This window comes from Rhizobium sophoriradicis, from assembly GCF_003939025.1.
Classification (GTDB): domain Bacteria; phylum Pseudomonadota; class Alphaproteobacteria; order Rhizobiales; family Rhizobiaceae; genus Rhizobium; species Rhizobium sophoriradicis.
In genome coordinates this window covers 280,893-296,174 of the sequence record NZ_RQIH01000002.1, presented here as the reverse complement: position 1 = coordinate 296,174, position 15,282 = coordinate 280,893, and the positions used below count along the sequence as shown (strand labels likewise).

Genomic DNA, 15,282 nt, shown 5'->3' with positions numbered 1-15,282 from the left:
CCCCGTAAACGTGCGAAGAGACATGCCGCCGTCCGTTGTCCACCTCTCACATGGCACGTCCCCTCGCCCCGTTTACGGGGGTCCGAAGGACGGATCGGATGGCTCGACCCCGGTCGGTAGGGTGAGGGGCAAGAGCGATCGGTGCGAACCGGACAGCAACGGCAAGAGGCAGAGGTTATCAAGCCGCGATGAAGCTCGCCTCGAACAGCTCGCGCGCATAGGCATCATGGGTGGTGCCGGCCTGCAGATCCTCCTTGGTCAGTTCGTCGACGAAGCCGCCGTTCTTCATGATCAGCACCCGGTCGCACATATGGGCGATCACTGCGAGATCGTGGCTGACGAGCAGATAGGTCAGCCCCTTTTCCTCACGCTGATCGGCCAGCAGATTGAGGATTTCGGCCTGGACGGAGACGTCGAGCGCCGATGTCGGCTCGTCGAGCAGCAGGATGGGCGGCGACAGGATCAGCGCCCGGGCGATCGCCACGCGCTGCCGCTGGCCGCCGGAAAGCTCATGCGGAAAACGATTGGCGAAGCTGGCCGGCAGGCCCACCTGGATCAGTGCCCTTTCGACCTTCGGCCAGATATCGGAATGGCGCATGGCGCGCAGCGGCTCGGCAAGCGCCGTGCCGATGCGATGGCGGGGATGCAGCGAGCCGTAAGGATCCTGAAACACCATCTGTGCCGACGTCAGTTCCTCGCGGGAGCGCTTCTTGCCGATCGGTTTGCCGCCAAGCGCGATCTGACCGGTCCAACCGGCCTCCATGCCGGCGAGGCAACGCAGCACCGTCGATTTGCCGCAGCCGGATTCGCCGACGATGCCAAGCGTCTCACCCCGCTTCACCTCGAAGCTGATGCCCCTGACGACATGGTTGCTGGAATTCCCGGAGGAAAAGACGACATCGAGATCACGGACATTGATCATTGCGCCGTCTCCAGATCGAGTTTCGCCCTGTCGAGAACGGCGAGCCGGCGAACCGGGTTCTTTGGGTCGGGCAGCGCCGATATCAGCCCGCGGGTATAGGGATGGCGGGCCTCCTCAAGACTGGTCAGCGTCTCGACAATGCGGCCGGCATACATGACGATGATGCGTTCGCAGAAGGCCGCGACCATGCGGATGTCATGGCTGATCAAAAGCAGGCCGGAATTGTTTTCGCGCACCAGCTTGTCAAGCAGCAGCAGCACGTCCTTTCGGACACTGACATCGAGCGCCGAGGTCGGTTCGTCGGCGATGACGAGCTTCGGCCGCGCCAAGAGCATCATGGCGATCATCACGCGCTGGCCCATGCCGCCCGATATTTGATGGGGATAAAGCGCCATGACCCGATCGGGATCGCTGATGCGCACACGCTCCAGCATGGCGCGGACGGCATCCTGCGCCTGCTTGCCGCGAAGGCCGAGGTGAAGACGGGCGGCCTCGGCGATCTGCTTGCCGATCGACAGCACCGGGTTCAGGGAATAACGCGGATCCTGCATGATCAGCGCGATATCCTTGCCGCGCAGCGCCCCCATCTGGCGCTCGGTCTTGGCAAGCAGCGAACTGCCGCCAAGATCGAGGCGTTCGGCGGAGACGATTGCAGCCGGCGGCAACAGGCGCATGACAGCGCGCCCGGTCGTCGACTTGCCGGAACCGGATTCGCCAACGATGCCGACACGTTCGCGCCCGACATCGAAGCTGACACTGGAGACCGCGGGCACAGCACCCCGTCCGAAGCGGACGGTCAAATCCTTGACGGAGAGAACAGGTTGAAGATCTTGCATGTCACGATCTTTCTTTTCACGATCTGGCATGGCGGGGATCCAGAATGTCGCGCAGAGCATCTCCGGCGATGTTGAAGGCAAGGCTCGTCAGCAGGATGGCGATACCCGGCATGACGGCGACCCACCAGTAATCGAGCATGAACTTGCGGCCGTTGGAGATCATCGCCCCCCATTCCGGCGCCGGCGGCTGAGCACCGAGGCCGAGGAAGCCGAGCGAGGCGGCCGTCAGGATGATGCCGGCCATGTTGAGGGTCAGGCGGACGATCACCGATGGAATGCACATGGGCGCGATATAGAGCAGCAGGATGCGCAGCGGCGAAGCGCCGTAAAGGCGGGCAGCGACCACATAATCGGCATTTCTGACGACCAGCGCTTCGGCGCGGGCAAGCCTGGCAATCGGCGGCCAGGCCGTCAGCGAAATGGCGATGATCGCCGTGCCGAGACCGGCGCCGAGCGCGGCGGCAAAGGCAAGCGCCAGGATCAGCGAGGGGAATGACAGCACGATATCGGTGGCGCGCATCAGGAGGGCGTCGATATTGCCGCCGAAGAAACCGGCGACGACGCCAATCAGTAATCCGATCGGCCCGACGATCAGGGACACCGAGAGCACTGTCTGGATGGTGATGCGGGTGCCGAAGATCAGGCGGCTCAAGATATCGCGGCCGAATTCGTCGGTGCCGGCCAGATGCGCAAGGCTTGGAGGCTGCAAGGCATCACCAAGCGCCTGGATTGTGGGATCGTAGGGCGCCAGAAGCGGCGCGAAAATCGCGACGATGCAAAGCAGGCCGAGAATGACGAAGCCGGCAAGACCGAGCGGCTCGTCGGCCAGTTTGCGGCCGGCGCGCCCGAACGAGGCGGCAACGCGGCTCGGCATGCTCGGCGGGCGGATCCGGATCTCGCTGTGGACGGCGTCGCTCATCGGGTCGCCTCCCGCATGCGCGGATCGAGCAGGGCGTAGGCGACATCGGCCAGGAAGTTCAGGAACATGAAGATGAATCCAACGATGATGGTGGCTGCGACGATAGCGTTCATGTCTCCGATCATCAGCGCGTTCGTCATATATTGGCCGATGCCCGGCCAGGAGAAGACGATCTCGGTGACGACGGCGCCTTCGAGCAGCCCGCCATAGGAAATGGCAAGGATGGTGATCAGCTGCACCGCAATATTCGGCAGGACATGGCGCAGAACCGTGCCGGTCGGGCTGACACCCTTGGCGCGGGCGGCAATGACATAATCCTGGCTCAGCTGCTCCAGCGTGAAGCTGCGGGTCATGCGGGTGATGTATGCCATCGCCGCATAGGCAAGGATGATGGCCGGAAGAATGATGTGGCCGAGCGCGTTCCAGAAGATTTCGGTCTCGCCCTGCAGCAGGCTGTCGACCAGCAGCAGACCGGTCTGCGGTGTGACCAGCCCCTCGTAGAAGACGTCAACCCTGCCCGGCCCGCCGACCCAGTTCAGGCCGGCATAGAAGATGACGAGTCCGACGATACCGAACCAGAAGACCGGGATCGAATGGCCGACGAGGGCGACAACCCGGGCGATCTTGTCGATCAGGCTGTCGCGAAACAGCGCCGCGACCAGGCCGAGCGGCACGCCGACGAAGGTCGAAATGATCACCGCCAGCGTCGCAAGTTCGAATGTCGCGGGAAAGGCCTGTGCGAGGTCCGAAGAAACGGGATTGCCGGTGAGCACAGCCGTGCCGAAATCACCATGGGCGAGGCCGTTCAGATAGAGGAAGAACTGCTGATAGATCGGCAGATCAAGCCCCAGGCGCGTCCGCATCGCCGCATAGGCGGCGGGATCGGCGAGTTCGCCGACGATGGCGCCGACGGGATCCGTGGGCAGGACGCGGCCGATCACGAAGGTCACACACAAGAGGATGAACAGGCTGACGAGCAGATGCGCCAGGCGTCGGCCAAATTCGGCTACAGAGAGTTCCTTCATGATCGGCTGCCTCGGGAGTATTACTGGGTTTCGGACTTCGTGACGCCCTCAAGCCGCGTCAGCTGGGTCGGGTGCCCGACATATCCCTCAACCTTGCTCGACAGGACGATCGGCTCGAAGCGCTCGAACATCGGCAGCACCGCCGGCTTCTGCTCGACGAACATGTTCTGCATCTGAACATAGAGCTCGCCGCGCTTCGTCGCGTCCGGCTCCATCGAAGCCTTGGCCGTCAAAGCCGTCAGTTCCGGAATGTCCCAGGCCGAGCGCCAGACGAAGTTGCCGGCATTGTTGGCTTCCTTCGAATTGTCCGGGTTCGACGAGAACTGCTCCATCGATCCGAGCACATTCGGCATGTAGGCGCTGGTCTGCGGGATCAGCAGGTCGAAATCCCGGGCGCGGTGGGCGGCGATGATTTCCGAGCCGTTGCCTTGCTGGATATCGACCTTGATGCCGACCTGGGCAAGCGATGCCTGGATGGCGGTGGCAAGATCGATGCGCGGCGTCTGCGCGATCGTCTTCAGCGTCAGCGAGAAGCCGTCCTTGTAGCCTGCCTCAGCCAGCAGCTGCTTGGACTTCTCGACGTCGAGATGCCAATCGGGGCTCGGGATCGCAGATTCGAAATTCTCTGGCACGGGAACGGTTCTCGCCCGCCCGTAAGGACCCATGATGGTCTTCTCGATGCCCTTGTAATCGATGCCGTAGGCGATCGCCTCGCGGACCTTCGGGTTGGAGAGATACTGGTTGCCGGCATTCATCGACAGCACGTAGAAGCCGCCTGTCGGGATGCGCTGAATGGTAAAGCCCTTTTTGTCCTTGAAGGTCGCGAGATCGGCTGCGGTCAGCGCGCTGGCGATATCGATGTCGCCTCGCTCCAGCATCAGCCGCTCGACCTGGCTTTCCGGAACATGGCGGACGATGACGCGCTTCATCTTCGGAGCACCGGTGACATAATCCTTGTTGGCGTCGAGGATCACGAGTTCGTTAGGAGACCAGCGGTTCAGGGTGAACGGACCGGAGCCGGCCGAGTGCGTGCGCATCCAGGCGTTTCCCCAGTCGTTGTCGGTGACATGCTTCTGCACTTCGACGCTGTCGACGACGCTGGTGGTCGATGCCGCAAGCCGGTAGAGCAGCATTTCCGCCGTCACCTGCCCGGAAAAATCGATGCGAACGGTCTTGTCGTCGACCGCCGTGACAAGCTTGTCGACATTGCTCTTGTCATAACCGATGCGCTTAAGGTTGGCGGCGGCCGCCTGGTCGAGCTTCAACAGCCGCCCCAGCGAATAGACGACATCCTTTGCCGTGACAGGATTGCCGGAGGCGAAATTTGCCTGGCGCAGCGTGAAGGTGATGCCCTTGTCGTCGACCTTCCAGCTTTCGGCGAGCTGCGGCACGATCTTGCCATCAGGCGTGCTGTTGACCAGCCGGTCATAAAGGTTCGACATGATCTCGACCGCCTTGCCCTCGGTCGCCTGATGCGGATCGAGCGACAGAACCTGCGCCAATGATGTTCCGATCACCAGCTGGTCCTTGGGCGTGGCGGCGTATGAGAGCGGCGCAGCGATCGTCAGAGCACCGAAGACGGCGCCGACGAACAGGCCTTTAGAAAAATGCTTCATTGTCACTCCTCCCTGAATTACTATAAGAGACATATTATGTCGTCCGTATGTCGTATTATGATTTAGCGAAGTCCAAAACGATTTGCAAGAGCCGTGCGGAAGACTTGAGGCGAAGGAACTGGGGAATAGGAAATGACGACACTCGGCCGTGGGCGGCAAAGACTGGCGCAGCAGGTCATCGATCAGCTGCGGGCACAAATCGAGACGGGGAAATTGCGTGTCGGCGACCAACTGCCGACCGAACCGCAGCTCGAATCGACCTTCGGCGTCAGCCGCACCGTCGTGCGCGAGGCCATCGCCGATCTGAGGGCTGCCGGTTTCGTCCGGCCGATCCAGGGCAAAGGCGTTTTCGTCGCGGATCCGAAGGTCCATTCGGCGATGTCGTTGACGCCGGTGGAAATCAAAAGCATTCCGGAAACCTTGGAATTGCTGGAGTTTCGCATGGCGACCGAGGGCGAAGCGGCGGCGATTGCCGCCTATCGCCGCACCGCCGAGCAGGAGGCCGCGATCCGCGAGGCCAATCGCAAAATGGCGCAACTGATCGAGAGCGGACAGCAAACCGTCGAGGCGGACTATGCCTTTCACATGGCGATCGCCGCGGCCACCAACAATCGATTCTATGTCGACGTGCTGCGCCATTTCGGCCCCCGCGCCATCCCGCGCGGGCAGTTCCCGACCCTGCCCGAAGCCAATGACCGCGACTATCTGCAAAAGGTCCATGCCGAACATGTGGAGATCCTGTCGGCGATCGCCGATCAGGATCCGGACCGCGCCCGCCAAGCGATGCGCGCCCATTTGATGGCGAGCCAAAGGCGCTATCGAATGCTCGCGGAGCAGCAATAGGGCTCGACACCCTCCCAGATTCATATTATGTCATATGACATTGTTGAATTCGAGAGGGTCTCTAATGTATTTGGGAACACAGGTGGCGGCGCGGGATGACGACGATTATCGCATCTTCGCGCAACTGGGCGTCAAGCATATCAGCGCCGATCCGCCGGGCAAGCCGAGCAGCTGGACGCTTGCCGACATCGAGCGCCATCGCGACAAGGTCGAAAGCTTCGGCCTGATCCTCGACATGATCCAGCTGCCCCTGCCCTCGCAGCCGATCGAGAAGGCCTCTTACCCCGATATTCTGCTCGCCGGTCCCGAGCGCGACCGGCAGATCGATGCGGTCTGCACAATGATCGAGAATGTCGCGAAGGCGGGCATTCCGGCGGTGAAATACAATCTCAACCTGATCGGCATTCCCCGCACCCCGGATGAGCCTGGGCGCGGCGGCTCGATGAATGCCAGCTTCCGCTGGGACAAGACCGATCAGCAGGCAGCACCCGGTCTTGCCGGCGTGCTTTCCGAAGACGAAAACTGGGAGCGGATCGACTATTTCCTGGAACGCGTTGTGCCGGTTGCGGAAAGCAGTCGCGTCAGGCTCGCCTGCCATCCGCACGATCCCTATACACCGCCCGGCTATCGCGGCGTCACGCGGGTGCTGGGCACGGTGGAAGGGCTGAAGAAGTTCGTGCAGATGCGCGAGAACCCGTATCACGGCCTGAATTTCTGCCAGGGATCGATCGGCGAGATGCTCGAAAATCCCGGCGAGGAGATCGACGACGTCATTCGCTGGTTCGGCCAGCGCGGCAAGATCTTCAACGTCCACTTCCGCAATATTCGCGGCGGCAAGCTTTCCTTCATGGAGACCTTCCCCGACGAAGGCGACATGGACATGGTCCGCTCGGCCAGGATCTACAAGGAAGTCGGCTTCAAATACATGCTGATGCCCGACCATGTGCCGACCGTCAGCGGCAAGGATCCGTCCGCCACCGCATTCGCCTTCTGCTACGGCTATATCGCAGCGCTTCTGCAAGTGCTCGAGAGCGCCTGACGCCGCCGATTTTCAACACCTAAGGAATAGGACTTGATGATGAACCCGATTGAATTGAAGAAGGCCGTCGGCAGTGGCCTGCTCTCGTTTCCGGTCACGCATTTCGACGACCACCTGAAATTCGACGAGGCGAAGTACCGCCGCCATGTCGAGTGGCTTGCCGGTTACGACGCCGCCGCACTGTTTGCCGCCGGCGGCACCGGGGAGTTCTTCTCGCTCAATCCGAGCGAGATTCCGCAGGTCGTACGAGCCGCCAAGGCATCGGCGGGCAATACGCCGATCATCTCCGGAACCGGCTACGGCACGTCGCTTGCCATCGAAATCGCACAGGCGGCCGAAAGGGCAGGCGCCGACGGATTGCTGCTGCTCCCGCCCTATCTGATGTTTGCCGAACAGGCCGGCCTGATCGCCCACGTCAAGGCGGTCTGCCAATCGGTCGGCATCGGCGTCATCGTCTATAACCGCGACAACGCCGTTCTCACCGCCGAGAGCATCGCGCGGCTTGCCGAGGAATGCCCGAACCTGATCGGCTTCAAGGACGGCGTCGGCGATGTCGACAAGGTCATCGAGATCACCACACGGCTCGGCGACCGTCTCGTCTATGTCGGTGGCATGCCGACCCACGAGGTCTATGCGCAAGCCTATTTTGCCGCCGGTGTGACGACCTACTCGTCCGCAGTTTTCAACTTCGTCCCTGCCCTCGCCCAGCGCTTTTACGGCGCCTTGCGCACCGGCGACCAGCCGACCGTCGACGAAATCCTGAAGAGCTTCTTCTTCCCCTTCGTCGCCTTGCGCAATCGCAAGAAGGGTTATGCCGTCTCAATCATCAAGGCGGGTCTTCGCGTCCTCGGGCAGAACCCAGGGCCTGTGCGCCCGCCTTTGACGGATCTCACGCAGGAGGAGCTGGTGCTCTTGGACAAGATCGTCCAGGCCAACGGCGTCTCGAAGATCGCGGCGGAATAATCGTCGACGGAGGACAGCAGGAGTATCTGCCGCGCCCTCTCGATTCCTCTTCTCCCCTCGGGGAGAAGGTGCCCGTAGGGCGGATGAGGGGGCCGGCATTGCCGGTCTCTCCTTCACCCCTCTGCGGGCTTCGACCGTCCGGCTCATCTCGACCATGCTCGGGGTGCTGGGCACAACATTTCCGTCGGCGAGCCGGAATAGAATTTACGTGAGGGGGTGCCGCCCCCTCATCCGCCTGCCGGCACCTTCTCCCCGAGGGGAGAAGAGGATGCGCCGCACCCTCTCCGTTCCCCAGCAGACTTAACCGCGTTTACAGCGCCATCCCGCTGCCGCGATCAAAGACATGCACCTGGTCGCTGGCGATGCTTGCCTCGAAGACGGCGCCGTAGCGGGCAGGATATTCGCCGTCGACAATTGCGGTCACCTGCTGGCCGGCGAGATCGAAGACCACATGGGTCTGGGCGCCTGTCGGTTCCACCAGCATGGTGCGGCCGGCGAGCGGCGTGCCGGCTGACAGGCCGGGAACGAGATGTTCGGGGCGCAGGCCGATGGTGATGGCCTGGCCGGGTCTGACCCTGCGGTCGGGCGCAAGGCGGATCGCCGTGCCGTCTTCGAGGCGGGCGGCGGGTGCGCCATTTTCACCGTCGACGGTGCCGTCGAGCATGTTCATCGCCGGCGAGCCGATGAAGGCGGCGACGAAGAGGTTGGCCGGCTTTTTGTAAAGCTCGAGCGGCGTCCCCGACTGCTCCACCCTGCCCTGGTTGAGCACGACGATGCGGTCAGCGAGCGTCATCGCCTCGATCTGGTCGTGGGTGACATAGATTGAGGTGGTCTTCACCTTCTGGTGCAGCGTCTTGATCTCCGAACGCATCTGCACGCGGAGTTTAGCATCGAGGTTGGAGAGCGGCTCATCAAACAGGAAGACGGCCGGATTGCGCACGATGGCGCGGCCCATGGCGACACGCTGGCGCTGACCGCCGGAAAGCTGGGCCGGCTTGCGGTCGAGCAACTGGGCGAGATCGAGCATGCGGGCGGCTTCAGCAACGCGGGCCTCGATCTCAGGCTTCTGAACGCCGGCAAGCTTCAGGTTGAAGCCCATGTTTTCGGCGACGGTCATATGCGGATAGAGCGCGTAGGACTGGAAGACCATGGCGATATTGCGCTCGCGCGGCGTCATGCCGTTGACGACATTGCCGCCGATCGCGATCTCGCCGTCGGTGATCTCTTCCAGGCCGGCGATCATCCGCAACAGCGTCGATTTTCCGCAGCCGGACGGCCCGACCAGGGCAACGAATTCGCCATCTTCGATATGAAGCGAAATGCCGTGGATGACGTCGACGGCGCCATAGGCCTTGCTTACATCGTGCAGTGAAACGGATGCCATGATTGCAACTCCAATGGTTCGGCTCAGGACTTGACGGCGCCTGCGGTCAGGCCGGCGATGATGTGCCGCTGGGCGACGAAAAAGACGATGATGGTGGGAAGGATGGTCAGCGTGATGAAGGCCAGCACCAGCTGCCATTCCGTGCCGTATTCGCCGCGATAGACCATGATGCCGAGTGGCCAGGGATATTTCGATTCCGAGTTCAGCATGATCAGCGGCAAGATGTAGCTGTTCCAGCTGCCGACGAAGGAAATGATGCTGACGGTGGCGACGATCGGCCGCGAAAGCGGCAGCGAGATATGCCAGAAGAACCGGAGATAACCGCAGCCGTCGACGAAGGCCGCCTGAAATAACTCCTCCGGCAGATTGCGGAAATAATTGCGGAACAAGAGGATGCTCATGCCGAGGCCGAAGGCCACCTGCGGCAGCACCACGCCCCAATAGGTGTTCAGCAAGCCGAGATCGCGAATGCGGATGAAGAGCGGCAGGATCGCGGTCGCCGCCGGAAACATCAGGCCGAGCAGGAAATAATTGAGCAGGAAGGACGAGCCGAAGAAACGGACATGGGCAAAGGCAAAGGCCGCCATCGACGAGACGATCAGCGTCAGCAGCACGGTGAGCGCTGCAATGACAAGCGAATTGCCGATCTGCAGCCAGTAACGCTCGCCGAAGAGGATATCGGTGTAGTTCGTCCACTGCCATTCGGTCGGCAGGCCGAATGGATTGGTGCGCAGGTCGCCCAGCGTCTTGAAGCCGCCAAGCGCTGTCGTCAGCAGCGGGATCAGCACGATGGCGGCAATCAGGCTCAGCGACACGTAGAGGTAGATGCGGGTCGATGTGCGCATGCGGATGGAAGAGCTCATATCAGTCATGGCGCATGAAGATCCTTTTGTAACCGAAGGCGAGCGTCACGCAGATGATGAAGAGCACGACGCCGACGGCGCTGCCGAGACCGACCTGCATGCGCATGACGCCATAGGTGTAGAGGAAGGTGACCATCGTCTGGGTGGAGTTGGACGGTCCTCCGCCGGTCAGCGGCATGATCATGTCGAAGAGCTGCAGCGAGCCGACGACGGCAAAGAAGATCGACAGGCGCAAGGTCGAGCCGAGCAGCGGCAAGGTGACGTAACGGAATTTCTGCCAGCCGGTGGCGCCGTCGATCTCGGCCGCCTCAAGCACGCTCTTGTCGACCGATTGCAGGCCGGCGATGAACAGCATCATGTGAAAGCCGAAATACTTCCACACGACGACCCCGAGCACGGCATAGATCGCCACGTCCTTGTCGGCGAGCACATAGGGGTTGGCGAAGCCGAAGAAGTTGGAAATGGCGGCAAACAGGCCGTAATCGCCGTCATAGACGAAGCGCCAGATCAGGCCGGCGGCGACATCCGCCAGAACATAGGGCAGGAAGAAGATCAGCCGGTAGCCGACGACACCGGGAATGCGGTGGGCGAGCATGGTGGCAAGCCAGATGGCGAGCGGCACCTGGATGCAGATCGAGATGACGATGATCAGGCCGTTATTGACCAGTGCCTGGGTAAATGCCGCATTTCTGAACAGGACCTGGAAATTGCGCAGGGCGATGAACTCGGTCGGCGTGCCGTAGCCATTCCATTTATAGAGGCTGTACCAGGCCGCCTCGCCCATCGGCATGATGACGAAGAGCGTGAACAGCAGCAGCGCCGGCGGCAGGAAGAGCAATAGCACGGCCAGCCGGTCGTGAGCGACCGAGCTTTTCCGGTTTGCGGCTCGTCGGGCCGGCCTTGCAGCCGATGTCATCGAGGGGACTGAAATATTGGCCATGGATCCTGCTTTCGTTCGTCGGCAGCAATGCCGGCGCTCCGCCGCTTTTGGCAGGAGCGCCGGGAAGGCTCTGCGGGCGCTGGTTATTGTTCCAGTTCGAAAGCGTCCTGGATCATCTGGGCGCCGTCCTTGGAATTCATCTGGCCAGAGACGATTTCCACCGAGACGTCGTTGACGACGCGGCCGACGGCGGCGCCGAGATCCTGGTCGAAGAAGTTCTGATGCCAGGTCGAACCCGCAAGCTGCTTGGCCGATTCGGCGAGCAGCGGGCTTGTGACACCGTCGCCGGCGCCGACGGCAACCGGCAGAAGCATGCCGGCCTTGGCCATTGCCCGCTCATTCTCCGCGTTCGTCAGGAATGCGAGGAAGTCGATCGCTTCCTTGGACGCCTTCTTGGTGACGGCCCAGCCGTTCAAACCGCCGAGCGTATCGGTCGGCTTGCCGGCGCCGCCCTCGACCGCCGGGAAGGCAAAACGGCCGATATTGTCGGTCGCTAGCCCCTTACCGTCACCGGCATTCTTGCGCTGGTTAGCTTCGGTGTTTTCGAAGCCGAGGATCATCGCAGCCTTGCCGTCACCAAAAACGCCGAGCGTCTGCGGCCAGGTGGCGCCGAGATAGCCGGGCTGGAACGGTTCGAGCTTGCCGAGTTCGGCGAGATCGTCGCCGGCCTTGATGATAGCGGGATCGAGGAAGCCTTCACCTTCACCGTTCTTGGCCGCGTCGAAGACCTTCTGGCCACCCTCGCGCATGACGAGATAGCTCCAATAGAAATGGATCGGCCATTTCTCACCGCCGCCGCCGGCAATCGGGACGATACCGGCCGCCTTGATCTTCTTCACCGTGTCGAGAAAATCAGCCCAGCTCTTGATGTCCTCGGCCTTGACGCCTGCCTTGGCAAACAGCGCCTTATTGTAGAAGAAGCTGACCAGGCCGACCTTATAGGGGATAGCCCAGGTCTTGCCCTCGAAAGTCAGGCCTTTGACCGATGCCGGCGTATAAGCCTTGCGCAGTTTGCCGCCATCGGCGTCGAGGGCTGCCGTCACATTTTGCAGAGCGCCGGTCTCGGACTGCTGCTTTAACACTCCGCCGCCCCAGCTATAGAAGAAATCCGGCACGTCGTCGGACTGCAACAGCGTCGGAAGTTTGGCCTTGAACGCCTCGTTTTCGAGGAACTGCATCTGGATGTCGACGTCGGGATGCTGGGCTTCGTATTTCTTGACGATGTCTTCCCAGGCCGCAACATTTTTCGGGTCGAGCTCGAGATGCAGCCATTTGACCACCGTGGTCGCCGAGGCAGCGCCTGCTCCCGCCAGCAGCATGCCGGCTGCCGCGGCCATGGATACGAAACGCCTGCCGCCGAATGCTGCGTTCTTCAGCATGAACTTCATGATTTTCCTCCCAGGGGACCTATCCTCATAATTTTTCCCCTATGCGGATTAATTCAACGGAGCTTTCGTCGGATGTCAACCCAATAGGCGCTATTTTTACCAAATGCGCTTGACAGGCTCGTGGGATTGCCTGCTATTTATTTCGTAACCCGTTAAAAATATTGGCTTCCGCCCAACGAACGATGCCGGCTAGTTTTTCATGAAGACCGCAGATCCAGAATTGATGCGCGCGATCAATCGCTTGAACGTGCTTGATACCGTCCGGCGCCATGGGCCGATCTCGCGCATCGAGATCAGCGAACGCACCGAACTCTCAACCACCACGGTTTCCGCCATCACCGCTTCGCTGCTCGACGACGGGCTTATTCTGCCGCGCCACGAAGGCGATATCCGCAACGAAGCGGTGCGCGGCAGGCCACGCGTGGCGCTGGAGCTCAATCCCGACGCCGCGCGAGTGGTCGGCGGCAAAATCGCCGCCAACCGGATGGTCTTCGTCGTGACCAATTTCCGCGGCGACGTGCTGTCGAAGCTCGCGCTGCCGATCCGCATCGACCGGCAGCCAATCGGCGTCATCGCCGATCTCGTCGAGGATGGTGTGCGGCGTTGCGTCGTCGACGCCGGGCTATCGCTCGAAGATGTCGACAGCGTCTGCCTCGGCTTTCCCGGCGTCATCGAGCACCGCACCGGCTACATCAGAAGCAGCCCGATCTTCCGCGACATCAATGTCGATTTCGCCGCCGAGATGTCGACGCGGCTCGCAACGCCGACCATTGTCGAAAGCGACGCGCATGCCATCACGCTCGGCCATCACTGGTTCGGCAAAGCGCGCGATCTCGAGGATATGGTGTTGATTTCATTGGAGCAGACGCTGGGTCTCGGCGTTCTGCACGGCAACAGCCTGTTTCGTGGTGCCGGCGGCCTCAGCCACAATCTCGGCGATCTCGTGCTCGGCATGGGGCCGAATGGCGTCGTGCGGCTGTTCAGCCAGGCCGGCGAAAGCGCCATACTCGGCGAACAGCAGGCCGATGGGCGTTTTGCCGAAGCAATCCGGCTCGGCCGCGGCATGACCCACGCCCAGGCGCTGATCAAGGCCGATGACGACCGGCTGATCAGCGCCGCCATTCGCGCCGGCGAAGCGGTGGGATTGACCATCGCCAATATCGTCACGCTGTTTGCGCCGCCGCGGGTCATTCTTGTCGGGTCGAGCCTGGCGCTTGGCGAACCCTTTTTGAACAGCCTGCGCGATGCCTATGCGCTCGCCATTCCGCCTTCGCTGAAGGGGGTCAGCGAACTCGTCTTCGACGATTCGAGTGATGATTTCTGGGCGCAGGGTGCCGCCGCGGTGGCGCTCTACGAGCTCTACGAATCGCCCTGGAGCACGACCGGGCCGGCGCTCTGACTAGCGACAAAATCACAATGAATGGAGGAGTTTATGGATAAAGTCGGTATCGGCATCATCGGATGCGGCAATATTTCGGGCGCCTATCTCACGGCAATGGCGTCATTTCCTATTCTCGACATCCGCGGCGTCGCCGATCTCAACCGGGAACTGGCGGAAGCCAAGGCACGCGAATTCAACGTTCCCGCCAGGTCGGTCGAGGAGCTTTTCGCCGACCCCAAGGTCGAGATCATCGTCAATCTGACGATCCCGAAAGCCCATGTCGCTGTCGCGCTGCAGGCGCTCGAAGCCGGCAAACACACCTATTCGGAAAAGCCGCTCGGGATTAATTTCGCGGAAGGGAAAAAATTGGCCGAAGCGGCGCGCGCCCGCAATCTGCGCATCGGCGCGGCGCCCGACACCTTCCTCGGCGGCGGCCATCAGACGGCGCGGGCCCTGATCGACCAGGGCGCCATCGGCCAGCCGGTCGGCGGTTCGGCCACCTTCATGTGCCCCGGCCATGAGCGCTGGCATCCGAACCCGGCCTTCTATTACGAAGTCGGTGGCGGGCCGATGCTCGACATGGGTCCCTATTACATCACCGATCTCGTCAATCTTCTCGGGCCGGTTGCTCAAGTCTCCGGCTTTGCGACGACGCCGCGGTCAGAACGGCTGATATCAAGCGCGCCGCGCAACGGCGAACGCATTCCAGTCCATGTGCCGACCCATGTTGCCGGCATGATGGCTTTTGAGAACGGCGCCGTTGTCCAGATCGCCATGAGCTTCGATGTCGCCGGTCACAAGCATGTGCCGCTCGAAGTCTACGGCACCGAAGGAACGTTGATCGTTCCCGATCCGAACAAATTTGGCGGCCCGGTGGAATATCTGAAGAAGGGCGCCGCATTCGAGGATCAGCCGGTCACATCACCCTATGCCGAGGGCAATTACCGGTCGCTTGGCGTCGCCGACATGGCGCATGCAATCCGCTCCAACCGGCCACATCGCGCCAATGGCGACCTGGCGCTGCATGTGCTCGAAGTCATGGAAGCTTTCCACACCGCCGCCAAAACCGGCCGGACGGTCACCATCACCACGGTGACGGAGCGCCCTGCCCCCTTGTCGGATTCCATCATCGACGGACGGCTGGCGAAATAATTTCAGGAGGA

Annotated in this window: 14 protein-coding genes; 5 read left to right on the top strand and 9 right to left on the bottom strand. The window is 61.7% G+C overall.

The window, feature by feature from the left end; translation table 11 throughout:
- Positions 1–178: 178 nt before the first annotated feature.
- Genes EFR00_RS03845 through EFR00_RS03825 form a run of 5 tightly spaced genes read right to left on the bottom strand, consistent with a single transcriptional unit; the run spans position 179 to position 5,318 of the window.
- Complete coding sequence (locus EFR00_RS03845; protein ID WP_077993724.1) at positions 179–922, bottom strand: ABC transporter ATP-binding protein; 744 nt, start codon at positions 920–922, stop codon at positions 179–181.
- Positions 919–1,788, bottom strand: coding sequence for an ABC transporter ATP-binding protein (locus EFR00_RS03840; RefSeq protein WP_406550298.1), 870 nt, complete (start codon positions 1,786–1,788; stop codon positions 919–921). The genes EFR00_RS03845 and EFR00_RS03840 overlap by 4 nt, the downstream gene beginning before the upstream one ends.
- Complete coding sequence (locus EFR00_RS03835) at positions 1,775–2,677, bottom strand: ABC transporter permease (RefSeq protein WP_077993726.1); 903 nt, start codon at positions 2,675–2,677, stop codon at positions 1,775–1,777. Before EFR00_RS03835 ends, EFR00_RS03840 begins: the two co-directional genes overlap by 14 nt.
- Entirely contained in the window at positions 2,674–3,702 is a 1,029-nt protein-coding gene (locus EFR00_RS03830) for an ABC transporter permease (RefSeq protein ID WP_038688838.1), read from the bottom strand. Before EFR00_RS03830 ends, EFR00_RS03835 begins: the two co-directional genes overlap by 4 nt.
- Before the next feature lie 20 nt (positions 3,703–3,722).
- On the bottom strand, positions 3,723–5,318 hold the full coding sequence (locus EFR00_RS03825; protein ID WP_077993728.1) for an ABC transporter substrate-binding protein: 1,596 nt from the start codon (positions 5,316–5,318) through the stop codon (positions 3,723–3,725).
- A gap of 132 nt (positions 5,319–5,450) precedes the next feature.
- On the opposite strand from EFR00_RS03825, the gene EFR00_RS03820 reads away from it, so the two are divergent.
- The 3 genes from EFR00_RS03820 (at position 5,451) to kdgD (ending at position 8,163) form a co-directional block, all read left to right on the top strand.
- Complete coding sequence (locus tag EFR00_RS03820; RefSeq protein WP_009996300.1) at positions 5,451–6,161, top strand: FadR/GntR family transcriptional regulator; 711 nt, start codon at positions 5,451–5,453, stop codon at positions 6,159–6,161.
- A gap of 64 nt (positions 6,162–6,225) precedes the next feature.
- On the top strand, positions 6,226–7,200 hold the full coding sequence (locus EFR00_RS03815) for a mannonate dehydratase (protein ID WP_009996299.1): 975 nt from the start codon (positions 6,226–6,228) through the stop codon (positions 7,198–7,200).
- Between the two features lie 36 nt (positions 7,201–7,236).
- On the top strand, positions 7,237–8,163 hold the full coding sequence (kdgD, locus tag EFR00_RS03810; protein WP_009996298.1) for a 5-dehydro-4-deoxyglucarate dehydratase: 927 nt from the start codon (positions 7,237–7,239) through the stop codon (positions 8,161–8,163).
- Positions 8,164–8,473: 310 nt separating this feature from the next.
- Here kdgD and EFR00_RS03805 read toward each other — a convergent pair whose 3' ends face one another.
- The 4 genes from EFR00_RS03805 to EFR00_RS03790 form a co-directional block, all read right to left on the bottom strand.
- A complete protein-coding gene (locus EFR00_RS03805; protein ID WP_077993730.1) occupies positions 8,474–9,547 on the bottom strand; it encodes an ABC transporter ATP-binding protein in 1,074 nt (357 codons plus the stop codon).
- A gap of 23 nt (positions 9,548–9,570) precedes the next feature.
- Positions 9,571–10,419, bottom strand: coding sequence for a carbohydrate ABC transporter permease (locus EFR00_RS03800; protein ID WP_038688829.1), 849 nt, complete (start codon positions 10,417–10,419; stop codon positions 9,571–9,573).
- Positions 10,412–11,350 carry a carbohydrate ABC transporter permease gene (locus EFR00_RS03795; RefSeq protein ID WP_009989437.1) on the bottom strand — a complete coding sequence of 313 codons (939 nt, stop codon included), beginning with the start codon at positions 11,348–11,350 and terminating at the stop codon, positions 10,412–10,414. The genes EFR00_RS03800 and EFR00_RS03795 overlap by 8 nt, the downstream gene beginning before the upstream one ends.
- Before the next feature lie 83 nt (positions 11,351–11,433).
- A complete protein-coding gene (locus EFR00_RS03790; RefSeq protein ID WP_077993732.1) occupies positions 11,434–12,738 on the bottom strand; it encodes an ABC transporter substrate-binding protein in 1,305 nt (434 codons plus the stop codon).
- Between the two features lie 199 nt (positions 12,739–12,937).
- Here EFR00_RS03790 and EFR00_RS03785 point away from each other — a divergent pair, with 199 nt between their 5' ends.
- Both EFR00_RS03785 and EFR00_RS03780 read left to right on the top strand, forming a co-directional pair.
- Entirely contained in the window at positions 12,938–14,137 is a 1,200-nt protein-coding gene (locus EFR00_RS03785; RefSeq protein ID WP_077993734.1) for an ROK family transcriptional regulator, read from the top strand.
- A 33-nt stretch (positions 14,138–14,170) separates the two neighbouring features.
- Entirely contained in the window at positions 14,171–15,271 is a 1,101-nt protein-coding gene (locus EFR00_RS03780) for a Gfo/Idh/MocA family protein (protein ID WP_009996613.1), read from the top strand.
- Positions 15,272–15,282: the final 11 nt, after the last annotated feature.